Below are 23,398 nucleotides of genomic sequence, written 5' to 3'. Positions count from 1 at the left end.
AACACTCCTACAACCTAGAACAATTCGAACACAGGTTTGACGGAACGGACGGCCAGATAGATGGTCAGCAGCCAGGCCGAGCCGCCCAGGACGAGCAGCGGCCGCGGATAGCGGTAGCCGCGCAGCAGATCGGCCCGCTGCCACGCCACCCACAGAATCACACCGATTCCGAGCGGTAGCAGCAGTCCGTTGAAGGCGCCCGCGAACACGAGCAGCTTCGCAGGCGCCGTACCGACGGACAGATAGATCACGGTGCTGACCGCGATGAACAGCACGACCAGCACTGTCCTGGTCCGGTCCGAGGTCGTCGTCCGCGAGGTGACGAAGGTGACGGTCGTGTACGCCGCTGCGATCACACAGGCGATCCCGGCCGCCCAGAGCAGCACGCCGAAGGCCCGCAGACCGAACTCACCGGCCGCGTGCTGGAACGCGGACGCGGTCGGGTTCGCGGGGTCGAGGCTCGCGCCACCCGCGACGACGCCGAGGATCGCAAGGAACAGTACGGCGCGCAGCAGCCCGGCGATCAGGATGCCGGCGACCGAGGCACGGCTGATCTCCCGGACGTACTGCGGCCCGCTCGCCCCCGAGTCGAGCAGCCGGTGCGCACCGGCGTACATGACGTAACCGCCGATCGTGCCGCCGATCAACGTGGTGATGACGAGGAAGTCGGCCTGCTCGGGCAGTACGACGTTCTGCAGCGCCCGGCCGACCGGTGGGCCCGAGGTGACCGCGAGCCAGCCCGCGATCAGCAGCATCACCGCGCCGAGGACCAGCACCGCCCGGTCCATCGCCAGGCCGGCCCGCTTGGCCAAGAAGATGCCGATGGCAACTACTGCGGAAATTGCGCCACCGAGCCGGGGGTCCAGGCCGAACATCGCATCCGTGCCGAGCCCGGCGCCGGACACGTTGCCGATGGTGAACACCAGCCCGCCGGCGAACAGCAGCGCGGCCATCGCCGTACCGAGTCTCGGTGCGACCAGGTTGCCCAGCTCCTGCGCCCGGCGTCCGGAGATGCCGATCACCCGCCACACGTTCAACTGCACCGCGAGATCGACCAGGACCGAGGCGACGATCGCGAACGCGAACGCCGCACCGAGTGACACCGTGAACAGCGTGGTCTGGGTGATGACCCCGGGCCCGATCGCGGCGGTCGCCATCAGGAACACGGCGCCGATCAGCGTCGACCGGGTCCCGGCCTTCATCGCGCTGTCCGGCGTCTTCCGCCCGGCCGCGGGGGTGAGGCGGCGGGCATAGGGATTGGTACGGCGGGCGACCGGTTTGCTCGTGGCTCGCCGGGTCGGGGGTTTACGCGGTCTGGCGGTGCGGAGGGACATGACGGCGGCTCCTGGATAGCTGTCGGAATGGGCTCCATGGCTGTGAGTGACGGTTGATGACACGAGCGTAGAGATTGTTCAACAATCCTGCAAGAGTCTTGTTCCACTAAACTTTCGCTGAACGCCTCGGGTGAGCGATGATGCGGGGATGAGCACGGGTGAGGTCGACGAGGGCCGGCAGGCGTGGTTGCGCACTGTCGCTGCCGATGTCGCACGGCTGGACCGGAGCAGTTCGGCCGAGCGGGCCGCCGACATCCTGCGCCGCAGCATCACCGAGGGTGCGCTGCCGCCGGGTGCCCAGCTCTCCGAGGTCGAGCTGACCGAGGTGCTCGAGGTCAGCCGGAACACGCTGCGGGAGGCGTTCCGGCTGCTCACCCACGAGGGGTTGCTGGTCTACAAGCTGCACCGCGGGGTGTTCGTGCCCGAGTTGGACGAGCACGACGTGGTGGACCTGTACCGGCTCCGCCGGGTGCTCGAGGTGGACGTCGTCCGCGGTCTGGCCGAGCGTGACCCGGAGTTGCCGGCCGCCCGGATCGAACCGCTGCAGGACGACGTCGAGGCGGCCGAGGCAGCCGCGCTCGCGGACCGCTGGCCGGCTGTCGGTACGGCGAACATGCGCTTTCACCAGCACCTCATCGGTCTGGCCGACAGCGCCCGGATGGACGCGATCACCGGCCGGCTGCTGGCGGAGTTGCGGCTGCTCTTCCACGTGATCGCGACACCGCGGGAGCTGCACGAGCCCTACATCGCGCGCAACCGGGGCCTGTTCGAACTGCTCGAGGCCCGCAAGTACGAGCAGGCCGCGACCGACCTGCATCAGTACCTGCTCGACTCCGAGCAGGGTCTCCTCGAGGCCTTCCGCGCCAGGTGATCCGCGAGTTTCGATAAGGGCTTGCGCGGCCCTCCTCTCACCTGAGTTGATGAGTGGTAACCGTCAGCTGTAAAGGGGAGCTCAGCACATGACCGATGACCGGACCGAAGAGACGCCGAAGTCCTACCGACCGATCGATGCCCAGGGGTTCCGGGAGTTCATCTCGCGTGGCTGGGGAGCGGTGGACCGGACGGTCACAGTCCCGGAAGGGCTGGCGGAGGCGGCAGCCGAGCACCGGCGGAAGCTGTCCGCGGCGCTGCCGGGACGGCGGATCGCGGTCGCGGCCGGTCGGGCGCCGGTCCGGTCGAACGACACCGACTACCTGTTCCGTGCCGACAGCGACTTCGTCTGGCTGACCGGTTGCCAGGCAGAAGGCGCCGTACTGGTGCTGTCGGCCGACGGTGACGCGACCCTGTACCTGCGCGAGACGGCCGGGCCGGAAGAGGCCGACTTCTTCGCGAACGCGCGCGACGGTGAGCTGTGGGTCGGCCCGGTGCCGGGGCTGAAGGACTGGTCGGACGCGTTGCAGATCGCCTGCCGCCCGATCGAGGAACTGCCGGCCGCGGTGCGCGGCGCCGTACCGTTCATGCTGTCGACACCGGGTGTCGAGCCGATGCTGGACGCACTGGTCCGGACCTCGCCGACGGACGGGAACTCGCTGCGGCAGACGCTGGCCGAGCTGCGCCGGATCAAGGACGACTGGGAGCTGGACCAGCTTCGCGAGGCCGTCGCGGCCAGCGTGCTCGCGTTCGGTGACGTCGCGCGCGAGCTGCCGGAGGCCATTCGCGGTGGCGGTGAGCGGTGGTTGCAAGGCACCTTCGACCGGCGGGCGCGGACCGCGGGCAACGGCGTCGGGTACGCCTCGATCGTTGCCGCTGGCAAGCATGCCCCGGTGCTGCACTGGGTCCGCAACGACGGACCGGTGAACGAGGGCGACGTCATCCTGCTCGACGCGGGTGTCGAGACGCGGACGCTCTACACCGCCGACGTCACCCGGACCTTCCCGGCCACGGGTGAGTTCACCGACGCCCAGCGGCAGGTGTACGACCTGGTCCACAAGGCACAGCTGGCGTCGCTCGACGCGGTCAAGGTCGGAGCGCCGTACCGGGCCTTCCAGTACGCCGCGATGCGCACACTGGCCGAAGGGCTGCGGGACTGGGGCCTGCTCGACGTGTCGCTCGACGAGCTCCTCGGCCCGGACGGGCAGCAGCACCGCCGGTACATCGTCTGCGGCACCGGGCACTACATCGGCCTGGATGTGCACGACTGCGACGCGTCCCGGCCGGAGGCGTACTTCGCCGGTGAGGTCGAGGCCGGGATGGCGCTGGCGGTCGAGCCGGGGCTGTACTTCCACCCGAACGACGAGACCGTGCCGCCGGAGCTGCGCGGGATCGGCATCCGGATCGAGGACAACGTGGTGGTGCATTCCGACCGGCTCGAGATCCTCACCGAGGACCTGCCGATCACCGCCGCCGGCCTGGAGCAGTGGACCCAGTCGCACCTGACTGCACGGTAGTCGGGTGACTACTCAAAATTAGTCGTCACAAACTGTAACACCGAGGCCCTCGGCAACGATGAACGGAGCGGGGGAGGGTCGAACTCGGCCCGGCGTGTGGAGTGGGGGGCCGCGTCCACGCGCCGGGGCCGAGGCGGCGCCGACTGGGGCCCGGGGGGGACCCAGGGAACCCCGGGCACGGGGAGTAATAGCCATGAACCTGCGGGTGCGAGTGATGTACTGCGGTGACCAGCACTGGTACGCCGACATCGACGACGCCGACGATCCGCAGCCCGACGATCCTTTCTGGTACGTCGACAACTGCCGATCCCAGCTGCAGGCGCTCGAGACCGCCTGCGCCGAACTTCGCCTGCTGGCGGGCCGGATGGTCCGCGGCGACCACCTCAATCGCGTGCTCGAGGTGACCGGCGTACCGGTCTGAGTGCGCGGCAGAACGCCCGGGCGGGCGCTTTGTTGGGAGGCGCCCGCCCGGGGCTCAGCTGACCGGTGGTACGGCGGGACAGGCCGTGCCGCGCTTGGGTACGTCGAGTGAGACCAGGTAGGCGTCGATCGTGTTCTCCATGCACGGTCCGCCGTCGTAGCTGCCGTGTCCCCAGCCTTCGTACGTCAGCAGGACGCCGTGCCGGCCGAGTTGGCGTTCCACACTCTGCGCCCAGTTGTAGCCGGTGGCCGGGTCGTGGATCGCGTTGGCCAGCAGGATCGGCTCATCCAGACCGTGCACCTTCAGCCGGTGCTGCGGGTTGTTCGCCGTCGGCATGCCGAGGCACATCGAGACGGCGATCAGCTGACCGGGGTAGCGCATGTCCGGGTTGTTCCGGGCCAGTCGGCTGAGCAGGCCGGCGTACTCCTGGTAATTGCGGACCGGAAGGTTCCAGTCCTGGCAGAACACCGCGAGGGTGTTCGAGGCCAGGCCGGTCGGGACCGGCGGCTGCCCGGTCGGCGGTGCGCTCGTATCGAGCTTCTTCAAGGTATCCGCCAACGCCGGCCACTGCGGTCCGTAGAGCGCCCGGAAGACGTTGAAGCTCAGCCAGTACGGCGTGATCGGCAGCTCCGGCTTCTGCGGATCGGGCACCTCACCTCGGTCGGCCCGGGCCAGCAGGTCGGCCCACAAGGCATGGATGTCGCGACCGTGCAGTGAGCAGGTCGTTGCCGCGTCGCACCATTTCACGAACTCGTCGAACGAGTCCTGTGCCGCGGACGCCTGAGCATCGAGGAACGACTTCGCCGACGGCGCGCTGTGGTCGACCACGCTCTCCAGGACCATCGCGCGGACCCGGTCCGGGTAGGTCTCGGCGTACTGACCGCCGAGCAGCGTCCCGTACGAGCTGCCGTGGAACGAGATCGTCGACTCACCGAGCGCGGCCCGGATCGCGTCCACGTCCCGCACGGTCTGCCAGGTGTCGATGTGGTCGAAGACCGGCCCGGTGTTCTTTCGGCAGTCGGCGACCAGCTCGCGGTTGTAGCGGATCGTCGCGGTGAAGTCAGCCTGACTCTTCAGGACCGGCGACGGCTGCTTGGCCAGCAGGGCGGCCGAGCACTTCACCGGGTTGCTGCGAGCGATACCGCGTGGATCGAAGCTGACGACGTCGAACCGGTTCTGCAGGTTCTGGCTGAACCGGCTCATCCCGGTCTTGACCCGGTCGACGCCGGAGTCACCAGGACCACCCGGGCCCCACATCAGCACGCCGACACGGTCGCTCGGCTCCTTCGCCGTACGTCGGGCGATGGCAAGGCCGAAGGTGGGACCGTTCGGGCTCCGCCAGTCGACCGGAACCTGCAGCGTCGCGCACTGCGAACCTTTGACGACTTTCGGGTCGTCGTTGCCCTCGGGTTTGCAGTCGGACCACTGCACCTGTGTCGTCGCGGTCTCGGACGCCGACACCGGGAGAGTTGCGAGTCCGGCGGTCGCGACCCCCATCGCCACACCGCAGGCGAGTGCGCGTTGTCTGAACTTCATACCGAAGATCTCCTGTCTGAGAAACTCCCTCGATCCTGGGCAACCGTTTGCTCGGCCACATCGGGGACGAGCCCCCAGCCGACCCCGGGTGGTCCTTGGGGGACTTGTTAGGGTCGCGCTGATGACTACCAAGCACGCGGTGTGGTTCCGGTGGGTGGCGATCGCCGAAGCGATCTCCTGGACCGGATTGCTGATCGGCATGTTGTTCAAGTACGTGCTGTCCGACAACGAGATCGGGGTCAAGATCTTCGGCCCGATCCACGGCGGCATCTTCATCGCCTACGTGCTCACCGTGCTGGTGGTGCGTGGGCCGCTGCGGTGGTCCTGGCCGGTCACGCTGGCCGCACTGGCGGCCAGTGTTCCGCCGCTGTTCACCTGGTTCTTCGAGATCTGGGCGGTGCGGACGGGCCGGATTGACGGCGGCCGGGACACCGCCGTACCGTCACCGAGGTCAGTCAACTCAACAGCCGCATGAACCCGTGCGGGAGAGACCCGGGCACGACCCGGGCGCCGTAGGAGCAACTCTCCCCAAGAATCTCTCAGGCACCTTCACCGCGCGGGCGAGGCACCTCTGGAAGGCCAGACAGGACCTTGGTCTGACAGAGCGGGGAGGACACCAAACGGTCAACGACGACCGGAAGGAGCCTCCGCACGATGGCGATCAGCGTCTTCGACCTGTTCAGTATCGGGATCGGCCCCTCGAGCTCCCACACAGTGGGACCGATGCGTGCCGCCCGCACCTTCGCTCTCGGCCTCTCCGCCGACGGCCTGCTCGGCCGGACGGCAACGGTTCAGGCGCAACTCTTCGGCTCGCTCGGCGCGACCGGTCACGGGCACGGCAGTAACAAGGCGGTCCTGCTCGGGCTCGAGGGTGAAGACCCCGAGACCGTCGTCACCCATTCCGTCGACGCGCGGGTCGAGACGATCCGGGAGCGCGGTCGGCTGCTGCTGGCCGGTAGTCACGAGATCTCCTTCGACGAGAACTCGGACCTGGTGATGCACCGGCGCAAGGCCTTGCCGTACCACCCGAACGGGATGACGTTCGCGGCCCGTACGGCGGATGGCGACGTACTGCGGGAGCGCACGTACTACTCGGTCGGCGGCGGATTCGTGGTCGACGAGAACGCCGCAGCGGGCGACCGGATCGTTCCGGACACGACGCCGTTGAAGTACCCGTTCACGACCGGCGCGGAGTTGCTGGACCGGTGCCGGGAGTCGCAGCTGTCGATCAGCGAGGTGATGCTCGCGAACGAGCTGGCCTGGCGGGCCGAGGACGAGATCCACGACGGTCTGCTGCGGATCTGGCAGGTCATGCAGGACTGTGTGCACGAGGGTTGCGAGACCGAGGGGATCCTGCCCGGCGGGCTGAAGGTGCCGCGACGGGCGCACGCGTTGCACCGTCGGCTCAGTGGTGATCCGTGGTCGGTCGATCCGCTGAAGGTGATGGACTGGGTCAACCTGTTCGCTCTCGCGGTGAACGAGCAGAACGCGTCCGGCGGCCGGATCGTCACCGCGCCGACGAATGGTGCCGCGGGCATCATTCCCGCCGTCCTGCATTACTACCGGCGGTTCGTGCCGGGGGCAACGGATGACGGTGTGGTCCGCTTCCTGCTGACGGCCGGCGCGATCGGCGTGCTGTACAAGGAGAACGCGTCGATCTCCGGCGCCGAGGTCGGCTGTCAGGGCGAGGTCGGTTCGGCCTGCTCGATGGCCGCGGCCGGCCTGTGCGAGGTCCTCGGCGGTACGCCGCTCCAGGTCGAGAACGCGGCCGAGATCGCGATGGAGCACAACCTCGGCCTGACCTGCGACCCGGTCGGCGGGCTGGTCCAGATCCCGTGTATCGAACGCAACGCGATGGCGTCGGTGAAGGCGATCAACGCGGCCCGGATGGCGATGCACGGCGACGGCGTCCACGTCGTCACCCTGGACAAGGTGATCAAGACGATGCGCGAGACCGGCGCCGACATGAAGATCAAGTACAAGGAGACGTCCCGCGGCGGCCTGGCCGTCAACGTCATCGAATGCTGAGCGCGCCAGGGTCTTCGACGTGGGCGTTGTGGCCGAGACCGGGCAGCGTCACGACCTGATCGTGCAGCTCGTGCAGTTCGTCGTCGGTGTTCATCGGGTCCCGTTCGCCACGGGCCAGGATCACCTCGGCCTTGCTGGCCGCGATGAGCTTCGCCATGTCCGGTGCGCCGACGCCGAAGGCACCCGGGTCCATGGCCAGTCGCCAGCGACCGTCCGCCTCGGTCAGGCCATGGTCGACCACCGGATGGTTCGGGTCGACGAGTCCTTGCAGCCCGGAGACCTTGAGGAACCGCGCGGCCGCGTCCTCCCGGGTGTCGAACCACGCGACCGGCTTCTGCGCCAAGGCGCCGGCCCGGACCAGGTCGTCCGTTGACCAATTGACCTTCACGCCGAGCGCGATCACCCGTTCCACCTCGATGCCGTAGCGGCCGCCGGCCAGTTCGAGCGCGACCACGCCGCCGAGTGAATGGCCGACGATTACGACATTTCGCCGTACCGGAATTGTTTCGGCGACGGCGGCCGCCATCGAGCCGAAGGTGTACGCCGGGAATGCGGCGGCCGAGCCGTGTCCGGCGAGGTCGGGGGCGAACCGCGGTTGCGGCCAGGCGTCCCAGACCCGGCCGTTGGCACCGAGTCCGTGCAGCAGCACCAAAGAAGACATGAGAGCAGGCTGGCACAGGAATTGACGCGCCGCCCGGCCGATTGGCGCGTCATCAGCTAACTCACTGCGATTCTACGAATGCGTACCGGAACTGAATTGCCCAATTATTGCGATCTAGTGTGGAATTTCTTCCAAGGACTGTTTGAAGCGCTGGCTTGCCGATACTCTGCGAGTCTTGTGAACCCGATCTCTGGCGCATCCGCGGCAGACCGCCGCCCGCCCTGGCTGACCCGCCAGCGGCTGCGTCAGGCCGCCCGAGCGGCCGGCGCACTCCTCGGCCTGTACGCCGTCCTGGTCGGCATCGCCCTGTTCGGCGGTCCCCGGATCGGCGACTCGTTCCTGCCGCTGCCCGGCGGCGGCCCGGACCCGGCCACCCCGGTCGCCGGGCTCGAACCCAGCCGGATCCCGACCAGTGGCCCGACCATTCCGCGCGGCTCCGAGACTCCGGTGCCGACGGTGCCGCCGACCCCTGGCCGCACCACAACGTTGCCTCCAGCAACGACAGTCGGGCCGGTGACTGCTCAGCCCACCGACGGCCGTCAGCCCACTTCTCGCCCGACCACCGCGCCGGTCCCACAACTGGTCGAGCATGACGAGCCGACCGTGCCGCCGGCCACCAAGGTCCCGCCGAAGCCCACTGTCACGGCCTCGGACCTGACCAGGCCGCCGGCGACCACCACCAAGCCCCCGGCGACCACGCAGCCCCCGGTGACCACCAACCCACCGCCGCCTACCACGAACCCACCGCCCCCTCCGGATGAGCCCGAGGAGCCGGATGAGCCCGGCCTGGTCGGCGGCCTCCTGGACACCATCCTCGACACCATCGGCCTCTAGCCTCAGCACCGATTAGGCCGCCGTGTATGTGTTAGGGTTGGTACATGTCGATGAAGCGTACGAACGTCTACGCCGATCCTGAGGATCTGGCGCTGATCAAGGACGCGGCGCGACGGCGTGGGATTCCGGAAGCCGAGATCATTCGCGAGGGTATCCACCTGGCCGCGATGGCGAACCGGGTGTGGGACGAGCCGCTCGACTGGCCGACTTTCGAGGGAAGCGGTGAGCCGGTGACCAAGGACGAGATTCGGTCCGAGGTCGTGCGGCGTGCTGGCCGGTGATCGTCGTCGCGGACACCTCGGGCATCATCGCGGCGTTCGACCGCAACGCACCCGAGGGGCCTACGTGCCGCAAACTACTTCAGGAAGCTGGGACGGTGATTCTGTCGCCGTTGGTGCTCGCCGAAGTGGATCACCTGGCCCGGGCTCGGCTGGGTAGCGCCGCCCGAACCACAATCCTCAACCTGATGCTGACGCAGGTACGGCGGATGCGCTTTCAGGTCCCGGAGATCGGAGCCGAGACACTGGCAACCGCGGTAGCCGTGATCAGCAGGTATGCCGATCTGGACCTCGACCTGGCCGACGCGGTCAGCGTTGCACTCGCAGCGGACTACCGAACAGACGCCGTGCTCACACTGGACCGGCGCGACTTCCGAGCGGTTCGTCCGCTCACGCCGCATGCGGCTTTCCGCCTGCTGCCTGACGATCTCTGATCGTCAGCCGGCGTGTTGCGGGGGCAGGTGTTCAGTAGGCTTCCACTTCGCTGGTGCTGGCGTTGCCCGCGATGGTCGGCTGGAGGTCGATCTGCCAGCCCTCGTTCCGGCCGAACGACTGGTCGAACTTCTGGAACGAGCAGTCGGCGCTGAACTGCCGCCGCTTGGGGTTCCAGTCGCTGCCGCTCTTGAAGTAGAGGGTGTAGGCGCCGCCGATCCGGCTGATGGTGGCGGTCTTGCGTGCCTGGATGTACATCATCACCTGCGGCTTGCTGGGCGGCTGCCCGGTGCTGACGACCGAGACCGCGACGTCCTTCGACGTACCGTTCGTGACCCGGAGCCGGCCGATGCCGGTGGCGCCGCTGCGGACCAGGACGTCGCCGTTCGACGGGCGCATGTCCTCCGGCTCCGGTCCGGGGTCGGGCAACGTGCTGCCGAATCGGAGCTTGAGCTTGCGCAGCGCAACGATCGCACTGTTCAGATCCGCGAGCAGTTGACGCTGGACCTTCTCGGACGTGTAGGCGACTCCGCCGCACCGCGCATTCAGCTCGACGCTGTGGGACTTCGATCCGGACATCGACGTCGCGGCAACCCGCAGCCGTGCCTGAAGCACCTGGTGTACGCCGGTCAACGGGCTCGTCACCGTGGTCTCGCCCAGCTGCGACGATGCCGTGTTCAGCGACGACGCGAGGCCGTCCATCGCCTCGATCAGACCCTCGGTGGTCCGCACCCGCGTCAGCGCGCGCAGACCACCCGCCATGCTCCGCTCGATCTTCGTCAGTTCCGCCTGGTACGCCGCTGAGCCGAGTGGCCCGGGTGGTGTCACCGACTCCGCCGGAGCTGGTGCGGACACAGGTGTCGTACTGGGTGGCGACGTATTGCTGGAAGGCACGGCTGTTCCCCCACAACCGGCCGTGACAGCCAGCGTCACGAAACCCGCGCAGAGCACGGCAAACGTCCTCATGTACTTCCCCCCAGGTCGCCCCACAACCCCTGTGCCGCAAAGGGTAAGCGGGCACAGGGGTTCTGAGCGAGGGGTCAATCGAAGTTGTGATCCGCGCAACCGATCAGGCGAACGGTGAGCGGTCCGTCCGTCGTCACGTTCAGGTCCGCGGCACAGGTCACCTTGGCCTGCTGCGGGTCGATCGTCAGGGTGCGGACGTTCGTCGCGGTGATGTCCAGCCGGTTCGCGACCGGCGCGCTGACCGGCGCCGGCTTGGTCCGGTGAAGTACACATGTACGCCGCTCGCCAAGAATCTGACACAGGACAACGTTGTGCAGCGGTCTGGAGGGGTGTTTGCCTGACGGGTCAGGCGACCCGGTCGGTGGCCGAGAGGTCCAGGAAGAAGCGGGTCGCCGGGTCCTCGAGGGCCTCGTGGGCCTGGAGGAAGAGCTCGTGGGCCTCGCGGCCGTGCCAGCCGGCCGGGAGGAGTTCCTCGGGCAGGTCGGGGTCGCGGAAGGGGAACATCCGGTAGTCGTGGATGAGTTCCATCCGCTCGACGAGCGCCTGACGAGGTGACACGGTGCCGCCGCGGAACGCCTTCATCCGTGGCCGGTAGGTGCGCAGCAGCTCGGCGTAGTCCTCGTCGAGGGCGTCCAGATCCCAGCAGCGCGCGGCCATCTCTCGATCACGCGACAGTCCCGACGACGTGCATTGCAGCAGATCGAGCCGTACCGACGGCTGGTCCGCGAAGTGTTCCTGGACCTCGGTGAGCCGGTTGTGCGGACTCACCCAGGTCGACGATGCCAGCGGCCCGAATCCGAGCCAGGCGAGCTCCTTCCGCAGCTCCTCACGCAGGCCGCGGTCGCTCTCCGGGACCGAGTAGATGACCATCGACCACTGCCGATCCCATGGCTCACGGGATCTTTCGAAGATTCGGGTCCGGCCCTCGTCGAGCAGTCGCCAGCTCTTGTCGTTCAGCGCGTAGACCGTCTCGCGGCCGTCCCGCCGGGTGTCGAACCAGCCTTCGCGCCGCAGTCGCGCCATCACTACGCGCACCGTGCTCTCGCCGACGTCAAAGCACTCCAGCAGCGCGGTGAGCGTGCGCAGCCGCACCTCGCCGCCGTGATAGCGGATGTAGTCGCCGAAGAGGTCGAAGACGATCGACCGTGGCTTCATGACGTCTCCTCGGAGCCGGCCGGTGGTGTTCGCTGCGCTCATCGTCTCATGATGCCAGTTAATGCGTGTCAAAGTCTTGACGGTCGTCTGTGATTAGTCCTACTTTCGTCCTATCCCCCGTCAGCCCGGTACGAATCGAGGGCCGTCAATGACCAGTCCCACCGCCACCACCACCGCCCGGTCCCGCGCCGGTCTCTGGGTGGTCGCCATCTGCTTCGTCACGATCGTCTTCGACGGTTACGACCTGATCGTGTACGGCGCCGTCGTACCGTCCCTGCTGAAGAATCCCGACTGGCAACTGACCGCGGGTCAGGCCGGTGCGATCGGCAGCTACGCCCTGACAGGCATGGTGATCGGGACGCTCTGCGTCGGTGCACTCACCGATATCGTCGGCCGGCGCCGGATCATGTTCGCCAGCATCATCTGGTTCTCCCTCGCGATGGGGGCGACCGCCCTGGCGCCCAATCCCGAGGTGTTCGGCATCCTGCGGTTCATCACCGGTCTCGGCCTCGGCGGTGTGGTGCCGACCGCGATCGCGCTGACCGTCGAGTACGCGCCGCCGCACCGCCGGAACTTCAACAACGCGTTGATGTTCTCCGGCTTCTCCCTCGGTGGGGTGCTGGCGGCGGTGCTCGCGATCAACCTCGTTCCCACGCACGGCTTCCGGATCATGTTCCTGATCGGTATGGCTCCGCTTGTCCTGGTGCTGCCGCTGGCCTGGAAGTACCTGCCCGAGTCGGTCAGCTTCCTGCAGGCCCGCGGTCGTCACGACGAAGCAGCGGCCCTTGCGGCCAAGTACGGCGTACAACCCGAACCGGTGGCGGCCGAGAACAGCAGTAAGTGGAGTGCGCTCGCCGTACTCTTCGGACGCAGGTACCTCGCTGCGACGGTGCTGTTCGGACTGGCCAGCTTCTTCGGTCTGCTGCTCGTATACGGCCTGAACACCTGGCTCCCGCAGATCATGCGGCAGGCCGGCTACCCGCTCGGCTCCTCGCTGCGGTTCCTCCTGGTGATGAACCTCGGTGCGATCGTCGGTGCTCTGGTGGCGTCGACGCTGGCCGACCGGCTCGGATCGAAGGTCGTGACCACGGTCGCCTTCGCGCTCGCCGCGTTCTCGATCTACGCCCTCAGCGTCAACCCGACGTCCTTCGCGCTCTACCTGCTGATCGCGATCGCCGGACTGGGGACGGTCGGCACACAGATCCTGGTCAACGGGTATGTCGCCACCTATTACCCGGCCGGGAGTCGCGCGACCGCGCTCGGCTGGTCCCTCGGTGTCGGCCGGCTCGGTGCGATCGTCGGCCCGCTGTTCGGTGGCTGGGTGCTCGACTCCGGGCTTAGCCTCGATTGGAACTTCTACGGTTTCGCCGTCCCCGCTGTCCTCGGTGCGGTGGTGATCGCCGCCGTACCGCGGATCGGCCGGGAGCGGCGCCCTGAGCCCGCGCTCAGTACGACGCCCCAGACGACCCAGGCCTGACGGTTTCGAGAGGAATGACAATGCGGATCGCATGTGTCGGTGGTGGGCCCGGCGGGCTGTTCCTCGCCACCTTGGTGAAGGCGAACGACCCGACGGCCGAGGTGACCGTGTTCGAGCGCAACCGCGCGGACGACACGTTCGGCTTCGGGGTGGTGTTCTCCGACGCCACGCTGGCTGCCATTCACGCCGCCGACCCGGTGATCCGTGACGCACTGACGCAGTACGGCGTGCACTGGGACGCGATCGAGGTCCGGCTGAAGGGCGAGCGGTTCCGCTGCGGCGGGATGGGGATGGCCGCGATCGCCCGGAAGACGTTGCTCGCCGTACTGCAGCAGCGTGCGGTGGAGGTCGGCGTGACGCTGCGGTTCGAGACCGAGGTGGATCTCGACGACCTGTCCGGCTTCGACCTGGTGGTAGCGGCCGACGGTGCCAACTCACGGATCCGGGAGCGGCTGGCGGCCGTTCTCGAGCCGATGGTGGAGACGGCGTCGGCGAAGTTCATCTGGTTCGGTACGACGTACGCCTTCGAGGGACTCACCTTCGTCCACGAGCGGGGCGACGACGGGGTGTTCGCGGTGCACGGGTACCCGATCAGTCCGGAGGTGAGCACGTTCATCGTCGAGACCGACCGGGAGTCGTGGCTGCGGGCCGGGCTGGACGAGTTCGACGTGTCCCAGCCGCCGGGGCCGAGCGACCTGAAGACGAAGGTGTACCTGGAGAAGCTCTTCGCCGAGCAGATCGACGGTCATCCGCTGCTCGTGAACAACTCACGCTGGGGTAGCTTCCGGACCCGGCGTACGGGTCGCTGGCAGCACGGCAACGTCGTACTGCTGGGCGACGCCGCGCACACCGCGCACTTCTCGGTCGGCTCGGGTACGAAGATGGCGATGGAGGACGCGGTCGCGCTGGCGGCGGCACTGGCCGCCCATGACGACCTTCCGGCGGCGCTGGTGGCGTACGAGGAATCGGCGCGGCCGTCGGTGGAGAAGATCCAGGGGTCGGCGCGGCCGAGCCTGTCCTGGTGGGAACACTTCGGCCGCTACCACGACACGCTGGAGCCTTGGCAGTTCGCCTTCCACTTCCTCACTCGCAGTATCAGCGCTGGGAAGTTGGCGCGGCGCGATCCGGCGTTCGTCGCGGCGACCCGCACGTCGTGGCACGCGATGCATGGCCCGGCGCCCCTGCAGACCCCGTTCCGCTCGCGCGGATTGTCCCTGCCTGGTCGGTGGGTGGACGTCGCGGATGTCCGCGACCGGGCGCTGTGGATCGAGGCTCCTGACACTGAGCATGGCCTGCCAGCTGCGCTGGCTTCATTGCATTCCGGCGTACTGGCTGGGCCGGCGCTGGTGGCTGTGCACGGTGGTTCGCGGTTGACGCGGACGTTGCTGGCGGAGGAGTCGCGGCTGGTGGCCGGGACCCCTGCGCTGGTGGTTGATGACGAGCTGACCCCGGACGACGCGGAGACCCTCCTCCTCTCCGGGCGTGCCGACCTGGTGGGCCGGACCAGTGGCCCTGCCCGGGACCGCGTCGCCGGGGTCAGCCGCAGTGTGGGAGGGAGCGCGTGAACGGGCTGGACGGGCTGTTCGCGCCTCGCGGGGTCGCAGTGATCGGCGCCTCGCGCAACCCGGCCAAGCTCGGTGCGGTGATGGCGCGGTCCCTCTCCACGTACGACGGACCACTCGCACTGGTGAACTCGCGCGACTCTGCCTTGCACGGTTCTGTTGCTGAGGCTGTCGACTTCTTCGGTGCACCTATCGACCTCGCTGTGGTGTGCGTACCCGCACCGGCTAGTGCGGCCGCGGTGACCGAAGCTGCCAAGGCAGGTGCGACTGCCGCTCTGGTGTGTGCGGGTGGGTTCGCCGAGGCCGGGCACCCTGAGTACCAAGAGGCGCTGGCAGAGGTGGTCGATCGCTACGGCATCCGGCTGCTCGGTCCGAACACGTCCGGGTTCCTGGTGCCGTCGCTCAAGCTGACCGCCAGCTTCGTGCCGAGTGCTGCCGAGGTGCCGGCCGGTGGAGTGGCCGTGGTCGCCGCCAGCGGTGGTGTGAACCACGCCGTGTCGTTCCTGCTGGCTGAGGCCGGGTACGGCGTCAGCGTCGCGGTCGGCCTGGGTAACAGCGCCGACCTCGACGCGTCCGACGTACTCGAGTACCTGCTGGACGACCGTCGTACGACGGCTGTTGCTCTGCACATCGAGTCGGTCGCGAATGGTCCACGGCTCGCGCAGGCGGTGGCGCGGTTGTCGGCGGTGAAGCCGGTCGTCGCCTTGGTTGTCGGGCGCAACGATGTCGGCGAGTTCGCGCAGTCGCATACGGGTGCGCTGGCCACCTCCTGGCGTACGACACGGGGCGTACTCCGGCAGGCCGGTGCGGTGCTGGTCGACGACGAACGGCAACTGGTGGACGCGGTGGGTGCGTTGTCGCTGACGCGGTTGGCTCCCGCTTCGGACCCTGGCGTTGGAGTGGTGACTGCTCAGGCGGGTCCTGGACTGCTGTTGCTGGATCGTCTGCGCGGCTCTGAGGTGCGGGTGCCTGCGCTGAGTCCGGCGACTCAGCAGCGGCTGGGGGAGTTGTTGCCGCCGATGACCTACCAGGCGAACCCTGTCGACACCGGTCGGCCTGGTCCGGGGTTCGGTGAGGTCGTGTCCGTGGTCGGCGATGACTCGGCCGTGGACCTCGTGGCGGTGTACGCCTTGTCGGAGCCGGACAGCCTTGATCTGGTGTCCGAGCTCTCCCGGCTGGACGGTGGCAGTCCTACTGTGGTCGGCGTGGGCGGTTCCAGCGTGGACGTCGGTGTGGTGCGGTCAGGGCTGCACGAGCGCGGGTTCGCGGTCGGCACGAGTCCGGGTGCGCTCGCTCATGCCGTCCGGGCACTGGTCGACGATGCGCGCCTGGCGCACCGGCGTGGTGTGGCTGACGAGTCTCTGCCTTCTCTTGAGGTGCCAGCTGGGCCGTGGGACGAGGACCAGGCGAAGGCGGTGCTGGAGGCGCTTGGCATCCGCACACCTGCGCGGGTCGCTTGTGAGTCCGCGGAGGAGGCGTACGCCGCTCTGGACCGGTTGGGCGGCCCGGTGGCGGTGAAGATCCTGGATGCGGCTGTGTTGCACAAGACCGAGATCGGTGGAGTGCACCTCGGCATCCGCACCCGCGCTGAGCTGACCGGAGCGCTGGAGCAGCTCGAGCGAGCCGGCGTCGCGGGATCGCTCCGCCCACGCCGGGTGCTGGTGGAGGCTATGGCGCCGTCCGGCGTTGACCTGATCGTCGGTGCTCGGCGCGACCCGGTCTTCGGACCCGTTGTGCTCGTGGGCCTCGGCGGCACGACAGCAGAAGCTTTCGCGGATGTCGCCGTACGTGCTGCGCCGCTGTCCATGGCGGAGGCCGAGTCGATGCCGGACGAACTGCTGGGCCGCGCGCTGCTCGACGGCTGGCGTGGTGGGCCGGTGCTGAACCGGTCGGAGCTTGCCCGAGTGGTGCGGGCGCTCGGCGCAGTGTTGCTAGCGGCACCGAGTGTCGACGAGATCGAGATCAATCCCCTCCGGCTGACGCGCGACGGCCTGGTCGCGCTCGACGCCGTGATCACTGGCAAGGAGCAGTAATGGTCAGTCCGATCGCCGATGGTGTTGTGCCGTGGCCTGCCGAGGATGTCGCCCGCTACGTGGCGGCCGGCTACTGGGAGGGGCGCAGTCTGCCGTTCCACATCTGGCAGCAGGCGGAGCGTACGCCGGACCGGGTCGCACTGGTGGATGGCGACGTCCGGCTCACGTACTCCGAGCTCACCGGCCGTGCCGACGCTGCCGCTACCCGGCTGCTGGAGCTCGGACTCCGCGCTGACGACCGGATCGTCGTACAGCTGCCGAATGGGTGGGAGTTCGTCGTACTCATCCTCGCCTGTCTGCGGGCGGGCGTCGTACCGGTGATGGCCCTGCCGGGTCACCGGTATCACGAGCTGTCGTACCTGGCCGCACACGCTGAGGCCGCGGCTATCGCCGTACCGGATGTACTGCGGGACTTCGACCACCAGGAGCTGGGTCACCGGCTCGTGGACGAGGTGGACTCGCTGCAGCACGTGCTGGTCGCTGGTGACGACCTGCACCCGGGCAGCGTGGACCTGCGGGCGCTGTGCTCTGGTGCCGGAGTGTGGGACGGTCCTGAGCCGGACAGCCGGAGTGTGGCGGTGTTCCTCTTGTCTGGAGGTACGACGGGTCTGCCGAAGCTGATCGCTCGTACGCACGACGACTACACGTACAACGCCAAGCGCAGCGGTGAGGTGTCCGGCATGGATGCCTCCACGGTCTATCTGGTCGCTCTACCGGCCGGACACAACTTCCCGCTCGCTTGCCCGGGGTTGCTCGGCGCACTGCTCGTCGGCGGGACTGTGGTGATGCTGCCGAGCCCCGAGCCTCGACGAGTCTTTGCGGCGATCGCTGCAGAGGGCGTCACGCACACAGCCGTGGTGCCGGCGGTCGCGCAGCGCTGGCTGGAGGAGTACAAGGGCGAGGACTTGTCGACGCTGCGGGTGTTGCAGGTCGGGGGAGCGCGGTTGGCCGACGAGGTGGCCCGCAAGATCAAGCCTGTGCTCGGCTGCACGTTGCAGCAGGTGTTCGGTATGGCAGAAGGCCTGCTCAACTACACCCGGCTGGACGATCCCGAAGACGTCATCTGCACAACCCAAGGCCGCCCGATGTGCCCGGACGACGAAGTCCAGGTCGTCGATCCCCTCGACCGCCCCGTCCCACCCGGCGAGCCCGGCTCCCTGCTGACCCGCGGCCCGTACACGCCGCGCGGCTACTACAAGGCCGAACAGCAGAACGCCCGCGCCTTCACCCCCGACGGCTGGTACCGCAGCGGCGACATCTGCCGCATCGTTGCTGGCGGCAACCTGATAGTCGAGGGCCGCGACAAGGACATGATCAACCGGGGCGGCGAGAAGATCTCCGCCGAGGAAGTCGAGAACCTCACCTACACCCTCGACCAGGTCCAACAGGTCGCCGCCGTCGCCATGCCCGACCCCCGCCTGGGCGAACGCGTCTGCGTCTACGTCGTACCGCGCCCCGGCACCGACGTCACCTTGGCGGATGTCCGGCAATCAATGGAGGGCCTGGGCGTAGCGGCGTACAAGCTCCCCGAACGCCTGGTCCTCATCGAAGAACTCCCCACCACCAAAGTAGGCAAGATCGACAAGGTCGCCCTACGCGCCGACATCGCAAACCGCTTGGAAGCCGTCCGCCTCGCGGAGTCGGAGTCGGAGTCGAGACAACCTGTCGTGGGTTGGGACAGGAAATAACCTGTCTCAGCCCACCGTTTCCTGTCTCAGCCTCCGGGAACCACAGGTCCTAATCCCGGGGAGTTGGGCGGACGAAGGGGAAGGCCAGGGTGGCTCGGATGTTTTGGCCGGTGAGGAGCATCATGACTCGGTCTACGCCGATGCCCAGGCCGCCGGTGGGGGGCATGGCATATTCCAGAGCGGTGAGGAAGTCCTCGTCCAGCGACATGGCTTCGAGGTCGCCGGCGGCTGCTTTGAGGGACTGGTCGGTGAGGCGGCGGCGTTGTTCGACCGGGTCGATGAGTTCGGAGTAGGCGGTGCCGATTTCGGCGCCGAAGGCGACCAGGTCCCAGCGTTCGGCCAGGCGGGGTTCGGTGCGGTGGGAGCGGGTCAGGGGTGAGGTTTCGAGCGGGAAGTCGGTGTAGAAGGTCGGCAGTGTGGTGGTTGGTTCGACCAGTTCGTCGTACAGCTCGAGGACGAGCTCCCCGGCGGTGAGTTCGAAGGTCGTGTGTACGCCGTGCGCTGCGCACAGCTCGCGGAGTTGCTCGGCCGGGGTGTCTGCGGAGAGCGGCGTACCGGTGGCGCGGCTGACCGCTTCGTGGACGGTGATGACGGGCCAGTCGCCGGAGATGTCGATCTCGCCGTCCGGGCGCTGCACCACCGGCTTGCCGAAGACCGCGGTCGCCGCCTCGATCAGCAGTTCCCGGGTGAGTTCACGCATCACGTGGTAGTCGGCGTACGGCTGGTACGCCTCGACCGAGGTGAACTCCGGGTTGTGCGTCGCGTCCGCGCCCTCGTTGCGGAAGTTCCGGTTCAGCTCGAACACCTTGCCGAGCCCGCCGACGCTCAGCCGCTTCAGGAACAGCTCCGGCGCGATCCGCAGAAACAGTTCGGTGTCGTAGGCGTTGATGTGGGTCGCGAACGGCCGCGCGTTCGCCCCGCCGTGCACCGCCTGCAGCATCGGCGTCTCCACCTCGATGAACCCGCGCGCCTCGAAACCGTTGCGCAGGGCCCGTACGGCGGTACTGCGGTGCTGCATCATCCGCAGCGAGTCCGGGTTCATCACCAGGTCGAGATGCCGCTGCCGGACCCGGGCCTCCGGATCGGTGAGCCCCTTCCGCTTGTCCGGCAACGGGTGCAGGCACTTCGCCGCCATCAGCCAACTCGTGGCCGCGATCGACAACTCACCCCGGCGACTCGTGACGATCTCGCCGGTCACGCTCACGTGATCACCGATGTCCACGAGCCGTCGCCAGTGATCCAGAGCCACCTCGCCACACGCATCGGCTGTCAGCATGGCCTGCAACTGCGACAGACCGTCCTGGAGCTGAGCGAAGGCCAGCCCGCCGTGGTTCCGCATCCGCGTCACCCGCCCGGTCACGGAGACGGTGACGCCGGTGTGATGGTCAGCCGGCAGGTTCGGATGCAGCTCCCGTATGCGTTCCAGCGTCTCCGTCCGGGGCACACTCACCGGATACGGATCGATGCCAGCAGCAACAAGTTCGTCGAGTTTCGTCCGCCGGATCAGCTCCTGCTCGGTCAGCTTCCGATCCGGCAACGCCGGCCGCAGCAGTTCTTCCTCCTGCGCCCGTACGGCGGTCGCGAACGCACCACCGTCCGCCGCCATGATCGCGTGCCGCTCGGCCGTCTCCACACTGTCGACCCGGGTCCACGGCCGTGGCGCCGGCAGGAACCCTTCCGCGGTCCCGGCCGCCAGCAGGACCTGGGCCAGCGACGCACCACGCGAGTAGCAGATCAACCGTGGCGACCAGCGCGGCAGGTACTTCTCGTTCGACTGGTACAGACTCTCCAACTGCCAGAACCGCGAGGCCGCGGTCAGCAAGGCGTTGGTCAACCGCAGCACCGGCCCGGCCCCGACGCGCTCGGCATCACTGAAGATCTCCCGGAACATCGCGAAGTTCAGCGAGATCCGGTGCAGCCCGAGATCTCCGCACGCATCCACCAGCGACGTGACCATGAACTCCATCAACCCGTTCACGGACTCGGGATCCCGGCGCATCAGGTCGAGCGAGACACCCCGCACACCCCACGGCGCGAACGACAGCAACCCGCGCACCGTCCCCTCGGCATCCCGCGCGATCACCATCACGCACCGCGCGTCGGCCGGATCGCCTAGCCGCCCGAGCGCCATCGAGAACCCACGCTCGGTCTGCGCACCACGCCACTGCTCGGCCAGATGCACATATTCCGACAAGATTTCGGGCGAAAGGTCTCCGTGCCGGACAACCTCCGCGTGGTACCCGGTCCGCTGGACCCGGGTCACCGCCTGCCGGACCGGCCGCATCGTCCGGCCCTCCAGGGTGAAGTCGGCGACGTCGATGATCGCCTCGTCACCCATCGACAGTGCGCGCAGGCCGGCATCGACGTACGCGTGTGCCGCCTCTTCGCTTGCCGAGAGTACGGCCGGGGACCAGCCGTACGTGCGTGCCTCGGCCAGCCAGACCTTGATCGCGCCCGGCCACGCAGCCGGATCGCCCAGTGGATCGCCGCTGGCCAGGCTGACCCCGTTGACCACGCGATACGCGATCGCGGCGTCCTTGGCGGGGGAGAAGATGACCGCCTTGTCCCGGCGGGTGGCGAAGTACCCGAGCGAGTCCCGTTCACCGTGCAGCAGGAGCAGGCGCCGTACGTCGAACTCCTCGGACTGGGTCAGGTAGCGGACCCGGCGGACCGAGCGGAGGAAGATGGCGAACGCGATCACCAGCGAGGCGGCCGAGATCGCGCCGACCGACAGGCCGATCCAGCCGTGTCCCTCGTGACCGCCCATCCTGCTGCGCGACTGGCCGAGGGCCGCGATGACCGCCCAGCCGATCTTCTCCCGTTGACCGGTGAGCGACTTCGGGAAGATCTGGGTCAGCGTGATGCTGACCGCGGCCGAGATGAAGAGGCCGAGCAGCAGGGCACTGACCGCCAGCCGCCGGGTACCGGGTGCCAGCCGGGCCGGGAACGCGCCGCGGATCGTCCACAGCAGCACGATGATCGCGGCAACCACGATGACCTGGACGATGCCGAGTTCGAGGTCCTTGACGGTCGCGGGACCGAGGTCGGAGAGGAGTTCGGCGTCGTTCGGGTTGGCCAGCCGGACGCTGGTGAAGGCGACGGCCGCGGTCTGCGCGATCAGCCAGAGGGCCTGGAAGACCCAGAGCACCCAGAGCAGCGCGGCTCGCTTGCCGCGCAGCAGCGCGCTGCCGACAACGGCCAGGTAGACCGCGGAGAAGAACGTGTGCCCGGCCGGGATGCCGAAGAAGTCGAAGGCTTGATCAACCCGTTTCACGTACGCCGGGGCGAACAGATGCAGCGGGATCGCGATGAACGACCAGACCGAGGCGGCGACCACGATGCGGCCGACCCAGACGGCAGCACGATGCTTCCACTGCGGGACCACCACCTCTGCCTGTTCCGACCGCACCCAGCGATCATGCCACTAGTTCACCGCCGCGTCGGTGACGCTAGCACTACCCGGACGGTGTAGCTGACGGGACAGTCAAGGGCTTGGTCGGTGTGCGAGGCTGACGGGCATGGTGGCCGTCCCGTATCGCCTGATGCGCAACGTGATGATCGCCGCCGGCGTGCTCTACTGCAGCCTGCCCAGCGTTGCCATGGGCATCTTCGCCGTCCTGGTCCTGCGCCGCTCCGGCTGGGGTGGTGTGTGGGGCCGCATGGTCGCCGTACTGGCCGCCGGCGTCGCGGTGACCCAAGCCTGGCTCGGCCTCGAGACCGGCCTCGAGGTGCTCACCGGCAGCGACCTGCATCCGCCGGGCATCCTGCAACGCGTCTCGGTCCTGCTCGTGTGCCTAATGCTGGCGACATTGCTACCAGGCCTGAGGCAGGCTTTCCTTCGATGACAACAACCTGGGTCGTGCTGCCCGGCCTGGCTGAGACTCCGGAGGAGTTCGGCCGGGTCGTCGAGCTGTTGCCGGGGCTGGACCTCCGGGTGATCGATCCCTGGTGTACGCCGATCACGTCGGACGTCGACGAGCTGCGCAGGGCGGCCGGCCTACCGGCGGACCGGGAGATCGGGCTGGTCGGGCACTCCATCGGCGGTCTCGCTGTACTGCGCTGGGCGCTGACCCGGCCGCTGGAGGTGAGCCGGGTCGTGCTCGTCGACACCAGCCTCACGTCCGAGACCGGCTGGCGCTGGCTCTATCCGGGCACGCGCGGTGATCGGGCGGTGCGCGCGTTCCTGCGGTTCCTCGGGCGGATCGGCGTACCGCAGCTCCTGGGGCCGGCGGTACGACGGCTGATCGTCCGGATCGGCAGCACCACGAACCGCGATCTGTTGTCCAAGGCAACCGCGCGGAAGCGGTACGGCGCCGCGCTGTCGTGGCTGCTGTTCTGGGGCGAACTGGCGAGCAGCTGGGAGCTGGCCGTCGAGGTCGGCAAGCTGGTCGCCGGTCCGGTCGGAGAGGTCCCGCCGACGACTCTGCTGGTCGCCACCGGCGGCAGCTCGCGGTTCACCGCCGATCGCTGGCTCGCGGGTCAGCGCCGGCTGGCCGACGTACTGGACGGCACTGTCGAGGTGCTGCCCGATTCCGCCCATCTCGTCCACCTCGATCGCCCCGACGCGATCGCCGCCGCCGTCCGCAGCTGAACGTGACCGGCGCGG

The 23,398-nt window shown here is 68.3% G+C and carries 21 protein-coding genes and 1 riboswitch; of the genes, 15 read left to right on the top strand and 6 right to left on the bottom strand.

Translation table 11 applies throughout. From position 1 onward, the window contains the following. Nucleotides 1–14: 14 nt before the first annotated feature. Nucleotides 15–1,334 (bottom strand): NRAMP family divalent metal transporter, encoded by a 1,320-nt coding sequence (locus EV652_RS16850; RefSeq protein ID WP_199238219.1) that lies wholly within the window; start codon nt 1,332–1,334, stop codon nt 15–17. A gap of 148 nt (nt 1,335–1,482) precedes the next feature. On the opposite strand from EV652_RS16850, the gene EV652_RS16845 reads away from it, so the two are divergent. The 3 genes from EV652_RS16845 to EV652_RS16835 all read left to right on the top strand — a co-directional run bounded on the left by EV652_RS16845 (nt 1,483) and on the right by EV652_RS16835 (nt 4,142). Then, nucleotides 1,483–2,205 carry a GntR family transcriptional regulator gene (locus tag EV652_RS16845; protein ID WP_132210074.1) on the top strand — a complete coding sequence of 241 codons (723 nt, stop codon included), beginning with the start codon at nt 1,483–1,485 and terminating at the stop codon, nt 2,203–2,205. An 88-nt stretch (nt 2,206–2,293) separates the two neighbouring features. Further along, nucleotides 2,294–3,721, top strand: coding sequence for an aminopeptidase P family protein (locus tag EV652_RS16840; protein WP_132210073.1), 1,428 nt, complete (start codon nt 2,294–2,296; stop codon nt 3,719–3,721). A 193-nt stretch (nt 3,722–3,914) separates the two neighbouring features. Beyond that, nucleotides 3,915–4,142: a hypothetical protein gene (locus EV652_RS16835; protein WP_132210072.1), complete on the top strand. Its 228-nt coding sequence runs from the start codon at nt 3,915–3,917 to the stop codon at nt 4,140–4,142. A gap of 54 nt (nt 4,143–4,196) precedes the next feature. Here EV652_RS16835 and EV652_RS16830 read toward each other — a convergent pair whose 3' ends face one another. Further along, complete coding sequence (locus EV652_RS16830; protein ID WP_132210071.1) at nt 4,197–5,678, bottom strand: alpha/beta hydrolase; 1,482 nt, start codon at nt 5,676–5,678, stop codon at nt 4,197–4,199. A gap of 121 nt (nt 5,679–5,799) precedes the next feature. Between EV652_RS16830 and EV652_RS16825 the strand changes: the two genes are divergently transcribed. Beyond that, nucleotides 5,800–6,153 (top strand): DUF3817 domain-containing protein, encoded by a 354-nt coding sequence (locus EV652_RS16825; RefSeq protein ID WP_132210070.1) that lies wholly within the window; start codon nt 5,800–5,802, stop codon nt 6,151–6,153. Next, nucleotides 6,151–6,243: riboswitch (glycine riboswitch) on the top strand. (Overlaps the previous gene by 3 nt.) 89 nt (nt 6,244–6,332) lie before the next feature. Next, a complete protein-coding gene (locus EV652_RS16820; RefSeq protein WP_132210069.1) occupies nt 6,333–7,706 on the top strand; it encodes an L-serine ammonia-lyase in 1,374 nt (457 codons plus the stop codon). On the opposite strand, the gene EV652_RS16815 is transcribed toward EV652_RS16820, so the two are convergent. Next, the gene (locus EV652_RS16815) at nt 7,693–8,367 is read right to left on the bottom strand and encodes an alpha/beta fold hydrolase (RefSeq protein WP_132210068.1); all 675 of its coding nucleotides are present in this window, start codon (nt 8,365–8,367) and stop codon (nt 7,693–7,695) included. The genes EV652_RS16820 and EV652_RS16815 overlap by 14 nt on opposite strands. Nucleotides 8,368–8,544: 177 nt before the next feature. Here EV652_RS16815 and EV652_RS16810 point away from each other — a divergent pair, with 177 nt between their 5' ends. The 3 genes from EV652_RS16810 to EV652_RS16800 are packed head-to-tail and all read left to right on the top strand — an operon-like array spanning nt 8,545 to nt 9,913. Next, nucleotides 8,545–9,201 (top strand): hypothetical protein, encoded by a 657-nt coding sequence (locus tag EV652_RS16810; RefSeq protein WP_132210067.1) that lies wholly within the window; start codon nt 8,545–8,547, stop codon nt 9,199–9,201. 44 nt (nt 9,202–9,245) lie between these two features. Then, complete coding sequence (locus EV652_RS16805) at nt 9,246–9,482, top strand: ribbon-helix-helix domain-containing protein (RefSeq protein WP_132210066.1); 237 nt, start codon at nt 9,246–9,248, stop codon at nt 9,480–9,482. Continuing rightward, a complete protein-coding gene (locus EV652_RS16800; protein ID WP_132210065.1) occupies nt 9,479–9,913 on the top strand; it encodes a PIN domain-containing protein in 435 nt (144 codons plus the stop codon). Before EV652_RS16805 ends, EV652_RS16800 begins: the two co-directional genes overlap by 4 nt. Before the next feature lie 31 nt (nt 9,914–9,944). Here EV652_RS16800 and EV652_RS16795 read toward each other — a convergent pair whose 3' ends face one another. Then, nucleotides 9,945–10,805 (bottom strand): hypothetical protein, encoded by an 861-nt coding sequence (locus EV652_RS16795; RefSeq protein WP_242001818.1) that lies wholly within the window; start codon nt 10,803–10,805, stop codon nt 9,945–9,947. A gap of 186 nt (nt 10,806–10,991) precedes the next feature. Between EV652_RS16795 and EV652_RS44040 the strand changes: the two genes are divergently transcribed. After that, nucleotides 10,992–11,141, top strand: a complete 150-nt coding sequence (locus tag EV652_RS44040) for a hypothetical protein (protein WP_158441172.1) — start codon at nt 10,992–10,994, stop codon at nt 11,139–11,141. An 81-nt stretch (nt 11,142–11,222) separates the two neighbouring features. Here the strand turns inward: EV652_RS44040 and EV652_RS16790 are convergent, their stop codons facing one another. Further along, nucleotides 11,223–12,074: a PaaX family transcriptional regulator gene (locus EV652_RS16790; RefSeq protein WP_199238218.1), complete on the bottom strand. Its 852-nt coding sequence runs from the start codon at nt 12,072–12,074 to the stop codon at nt 11,223–11,225. 106 nt (nt 12,075–12,180) lie between these two features. Between EV652_RS16790 and EV652_RS16785 the strand changes: the two genes are divergently transcribed. The 4 genes from EV652_RS16785 to EV652_RS16770 are packed head-to-tail and all read left to right on the top strand — an operon-like array spanning nt 12,181 to nt 18,792. Continuing rightward, a complete protein-coding gene (locus tag EV652_RS16785) occupies nt 12,181–13,509 on the top strand; it encodes an MFS transporter (RefSeq protein WP_132210063.1) in 1,329 nt (442 codons plus the stop codon). Between the two features lie 20 nt (nt 13,510–13,529). Continuing rightward, nucleotides 13,530–15,074: an FAD-dependent monooxygenase gene (locus tag EV652_RS16780; protein ID WP_132210062.1), complete on the top strand. Its 1,545-nt coding sequence runs from the start codon at nt 13,530–13,532 to the stop codon at nt 15,072–15,074. After that, nucleotides 15,071–17,104: an acetate--CoA ligase family protein gene (locus tag EV652_RS16775; protein ID WP_132210061.1), complete on the top strand. Its 2,034-nt coding sequence runs from the start codon at nt 15,071–15,073 to the stop codon at nt 17,102–17,104. Before EV652_RS16780 ends, EV652_RS16775 begins: the two co-directional genes overlap by 4 nt. After that, complete coding sequence (locus tag EV652_RS16770) at nt 17,104–18,792, top strand: (2,3-dihydroxybenzoyl)adenylate synthase (protein WP_132210060.1); 1,689 nt, start codon at nt 17,104–17,106, stop codon at nt 18,790–18,792. Before EV652_RS16775 ends, EV652_RS16770 begins: the two co-directional genes overlap by 1 nt. Before the next feature lie 49 nt (nt 18,793–18,841). On the opposite strand, the gene lysX is transcribed toward EV652_RS16770, so the two are convergent. Continuing rightward, complete coding sequence (gene lysX / locus EV652_RS16765) at nt 18,842–22,201, bottom strand: bifunctional lysylphosphatidylglycerol synthetase/lysine--tRNA ligase LysX (RefSeq protein WP_132210059.1); 3,360 nt, start codon at nt 22,199–22,201, stop codon at nt 18,842–18,844. Between the two features lie 109 nt (nt 22,202–22,310). Between lysX and EV652_RS16760 the strand changes: the two genes are divergently transcribed. Both EV652_RS16760 and EV652_RS16755 read left to right on the top strand, forming a co-directional pair. Next, nucleotides 22,311–22,637, top strand: a complete 327-nt coding sequence (locus EV652_RS16760) for a hypothetical protein (RefSeq protein ID WP_132210058.1) — start codon at nt 22,311–22,313, stop codon at nt 22,635–22,637. After that, nucleotides 22,634–23,383 carry an alpha/beta fold hydrolase gene (locus EV652_RS16755; RefSeq protein WP_132210057.1) on the top strand — a complete coding sequence of 250 codons (750 nt, stop codon included), beginning with the start codon at nt 22,634–22,636 and terminating at the stop codon, nt 23,381–23,383. Before EV652_RS16760 ends, EV652_RS16755 begins: the two co-directional genes overlap by 4 nt. The last annotated feature ends 15 nt before the right edge of the window (nt 23,384–23,398 follow it).

Source organism: Kribbella steppae (assembly GCF_004342025.1).
Lineage (GTDB): Bacteria > Actinomycetota > Actinomycetes > Propionibacteriales > Kribbellaceae > Kribbella > Kribbella steppae.
Note: the sequence above shows the minus strand (reverse complement) of the source record. Positions and strands in the feature narration are given on the sequence as shown.

What these genes read in the sequence shown, in the direction of transcription:
- EV652_RS16850 (WP_199238219.1), bottom strand. Translation starts at nt 1,334, where the DNA reads ATGTCCCTCCGCACCGCCAGACCGCGTAAACCCCCGACCCGGCGAGCC.
- EV652_RS16845 (WP_132210074.1), top strand. Translation starts at nt 1,483, where the DNA reads ATGAGCACGGGTGAGGTCGACGAGGGCCGGCAGGCGTGGTTGCGCACT.
- EV652_RS16840 (WP_132210073.1), top strand. Translation starts at nt 2,294, where the DNA reads ATGACCGATGACCGGACCGAAGAGACGCCGAAGTCCTACCGACCGATC.
- EV652_RS16835 (WP_132210072.1), top strand. Translation starts at nt 3,915, where the DNA reads ATGAACCTGCGGGTGCGAGTGATGTACTGCGGTGACCAGCACTGGTAC.
- EV652_RS16830 (WP_132210071.1), bottom strand. Translation starts at nt 5,678, where the DNA reads ATGAAGTTCAGACAACGCGCACTCGCCTGCGGTGTGGCGATGGGGGTC.
- EV652_RS16825 (WP_132210070.1), top strand. Translation starts at nt 5,800, where the DNA reads ATGACTACCAAGCACGCGGTGTGGTTCCGGTGGGTGGCGATCGCCGAA.
- EV652_RS16820 (WP_132210069.1), top strand. Translation starts at nt 6,333, where the DNA reads ATGGCGATCAGCGTCTTCGACCTGTTCAGTATCGGGATCGGCCCCTCG.
- EV652_RS16815 (WP_132210068.1), bottom strand. Translation starts at nt 8,367, where the DNA reads ATGTCTTCTTTGGTGCTGCTGCACGGACTCGGTGCCAACGGCCGGGTC.
- EV652_RS16805 (WP_132210066.1), top strand. Translation starts at nt 9,246, where the DNA reads ATGTCGATGAAGCGTACGAACGTCTACGCCGATCCTGAGGATCTGGCG.
- EV652_RS16790 (WP_199238218.1), bottom strand. Translation starts at nt 12,074, where the DNA reads ATGAGCGCAGCGAACACCACCGGCCGGCTCCGAGGAGACGTCATGAAG.
- EV652_RS16785 (WP_132210063.1), top strand. Translation starts at nt 12,181, where the DNA reads ATGACCAGTCCCACCGCCACCACCACCGCCCGGTCCCGCGCCGGTCTC.
- EV652_RS16780 (WP_132210062.1), top strand. Translation starts at nt 13,530, where the DNA reads ATGCGGATCGCATGTGTCGGTGGTGGGCCCGGCGGGCTGTTCCTCGCC.
- EV652_RS16770 (WP_132210060.1), top strand. Translation starts at nt 17,104, where the DNA reads ATGGTCAGTCCGATCGCCGATGGTGTTGTGCCGTGGCCTGCCGAGGAT.
- EV652_RS16760 (WP_132210058.1), top strand. Translation starts at nt 22,311, where the DNA reads ATGGTGGCCGTCCCGTATCGCCTGATGCGCAACGTGATGATCGCCGCC.
- EV652_RS16755 (WP_132210057.1), top strand. Translation starts at nt 22,634, where the DNA reads ATGACAACAACCTGGGTCGTGCTGCCCGGCCTGGCTGAGACTCCGGAG.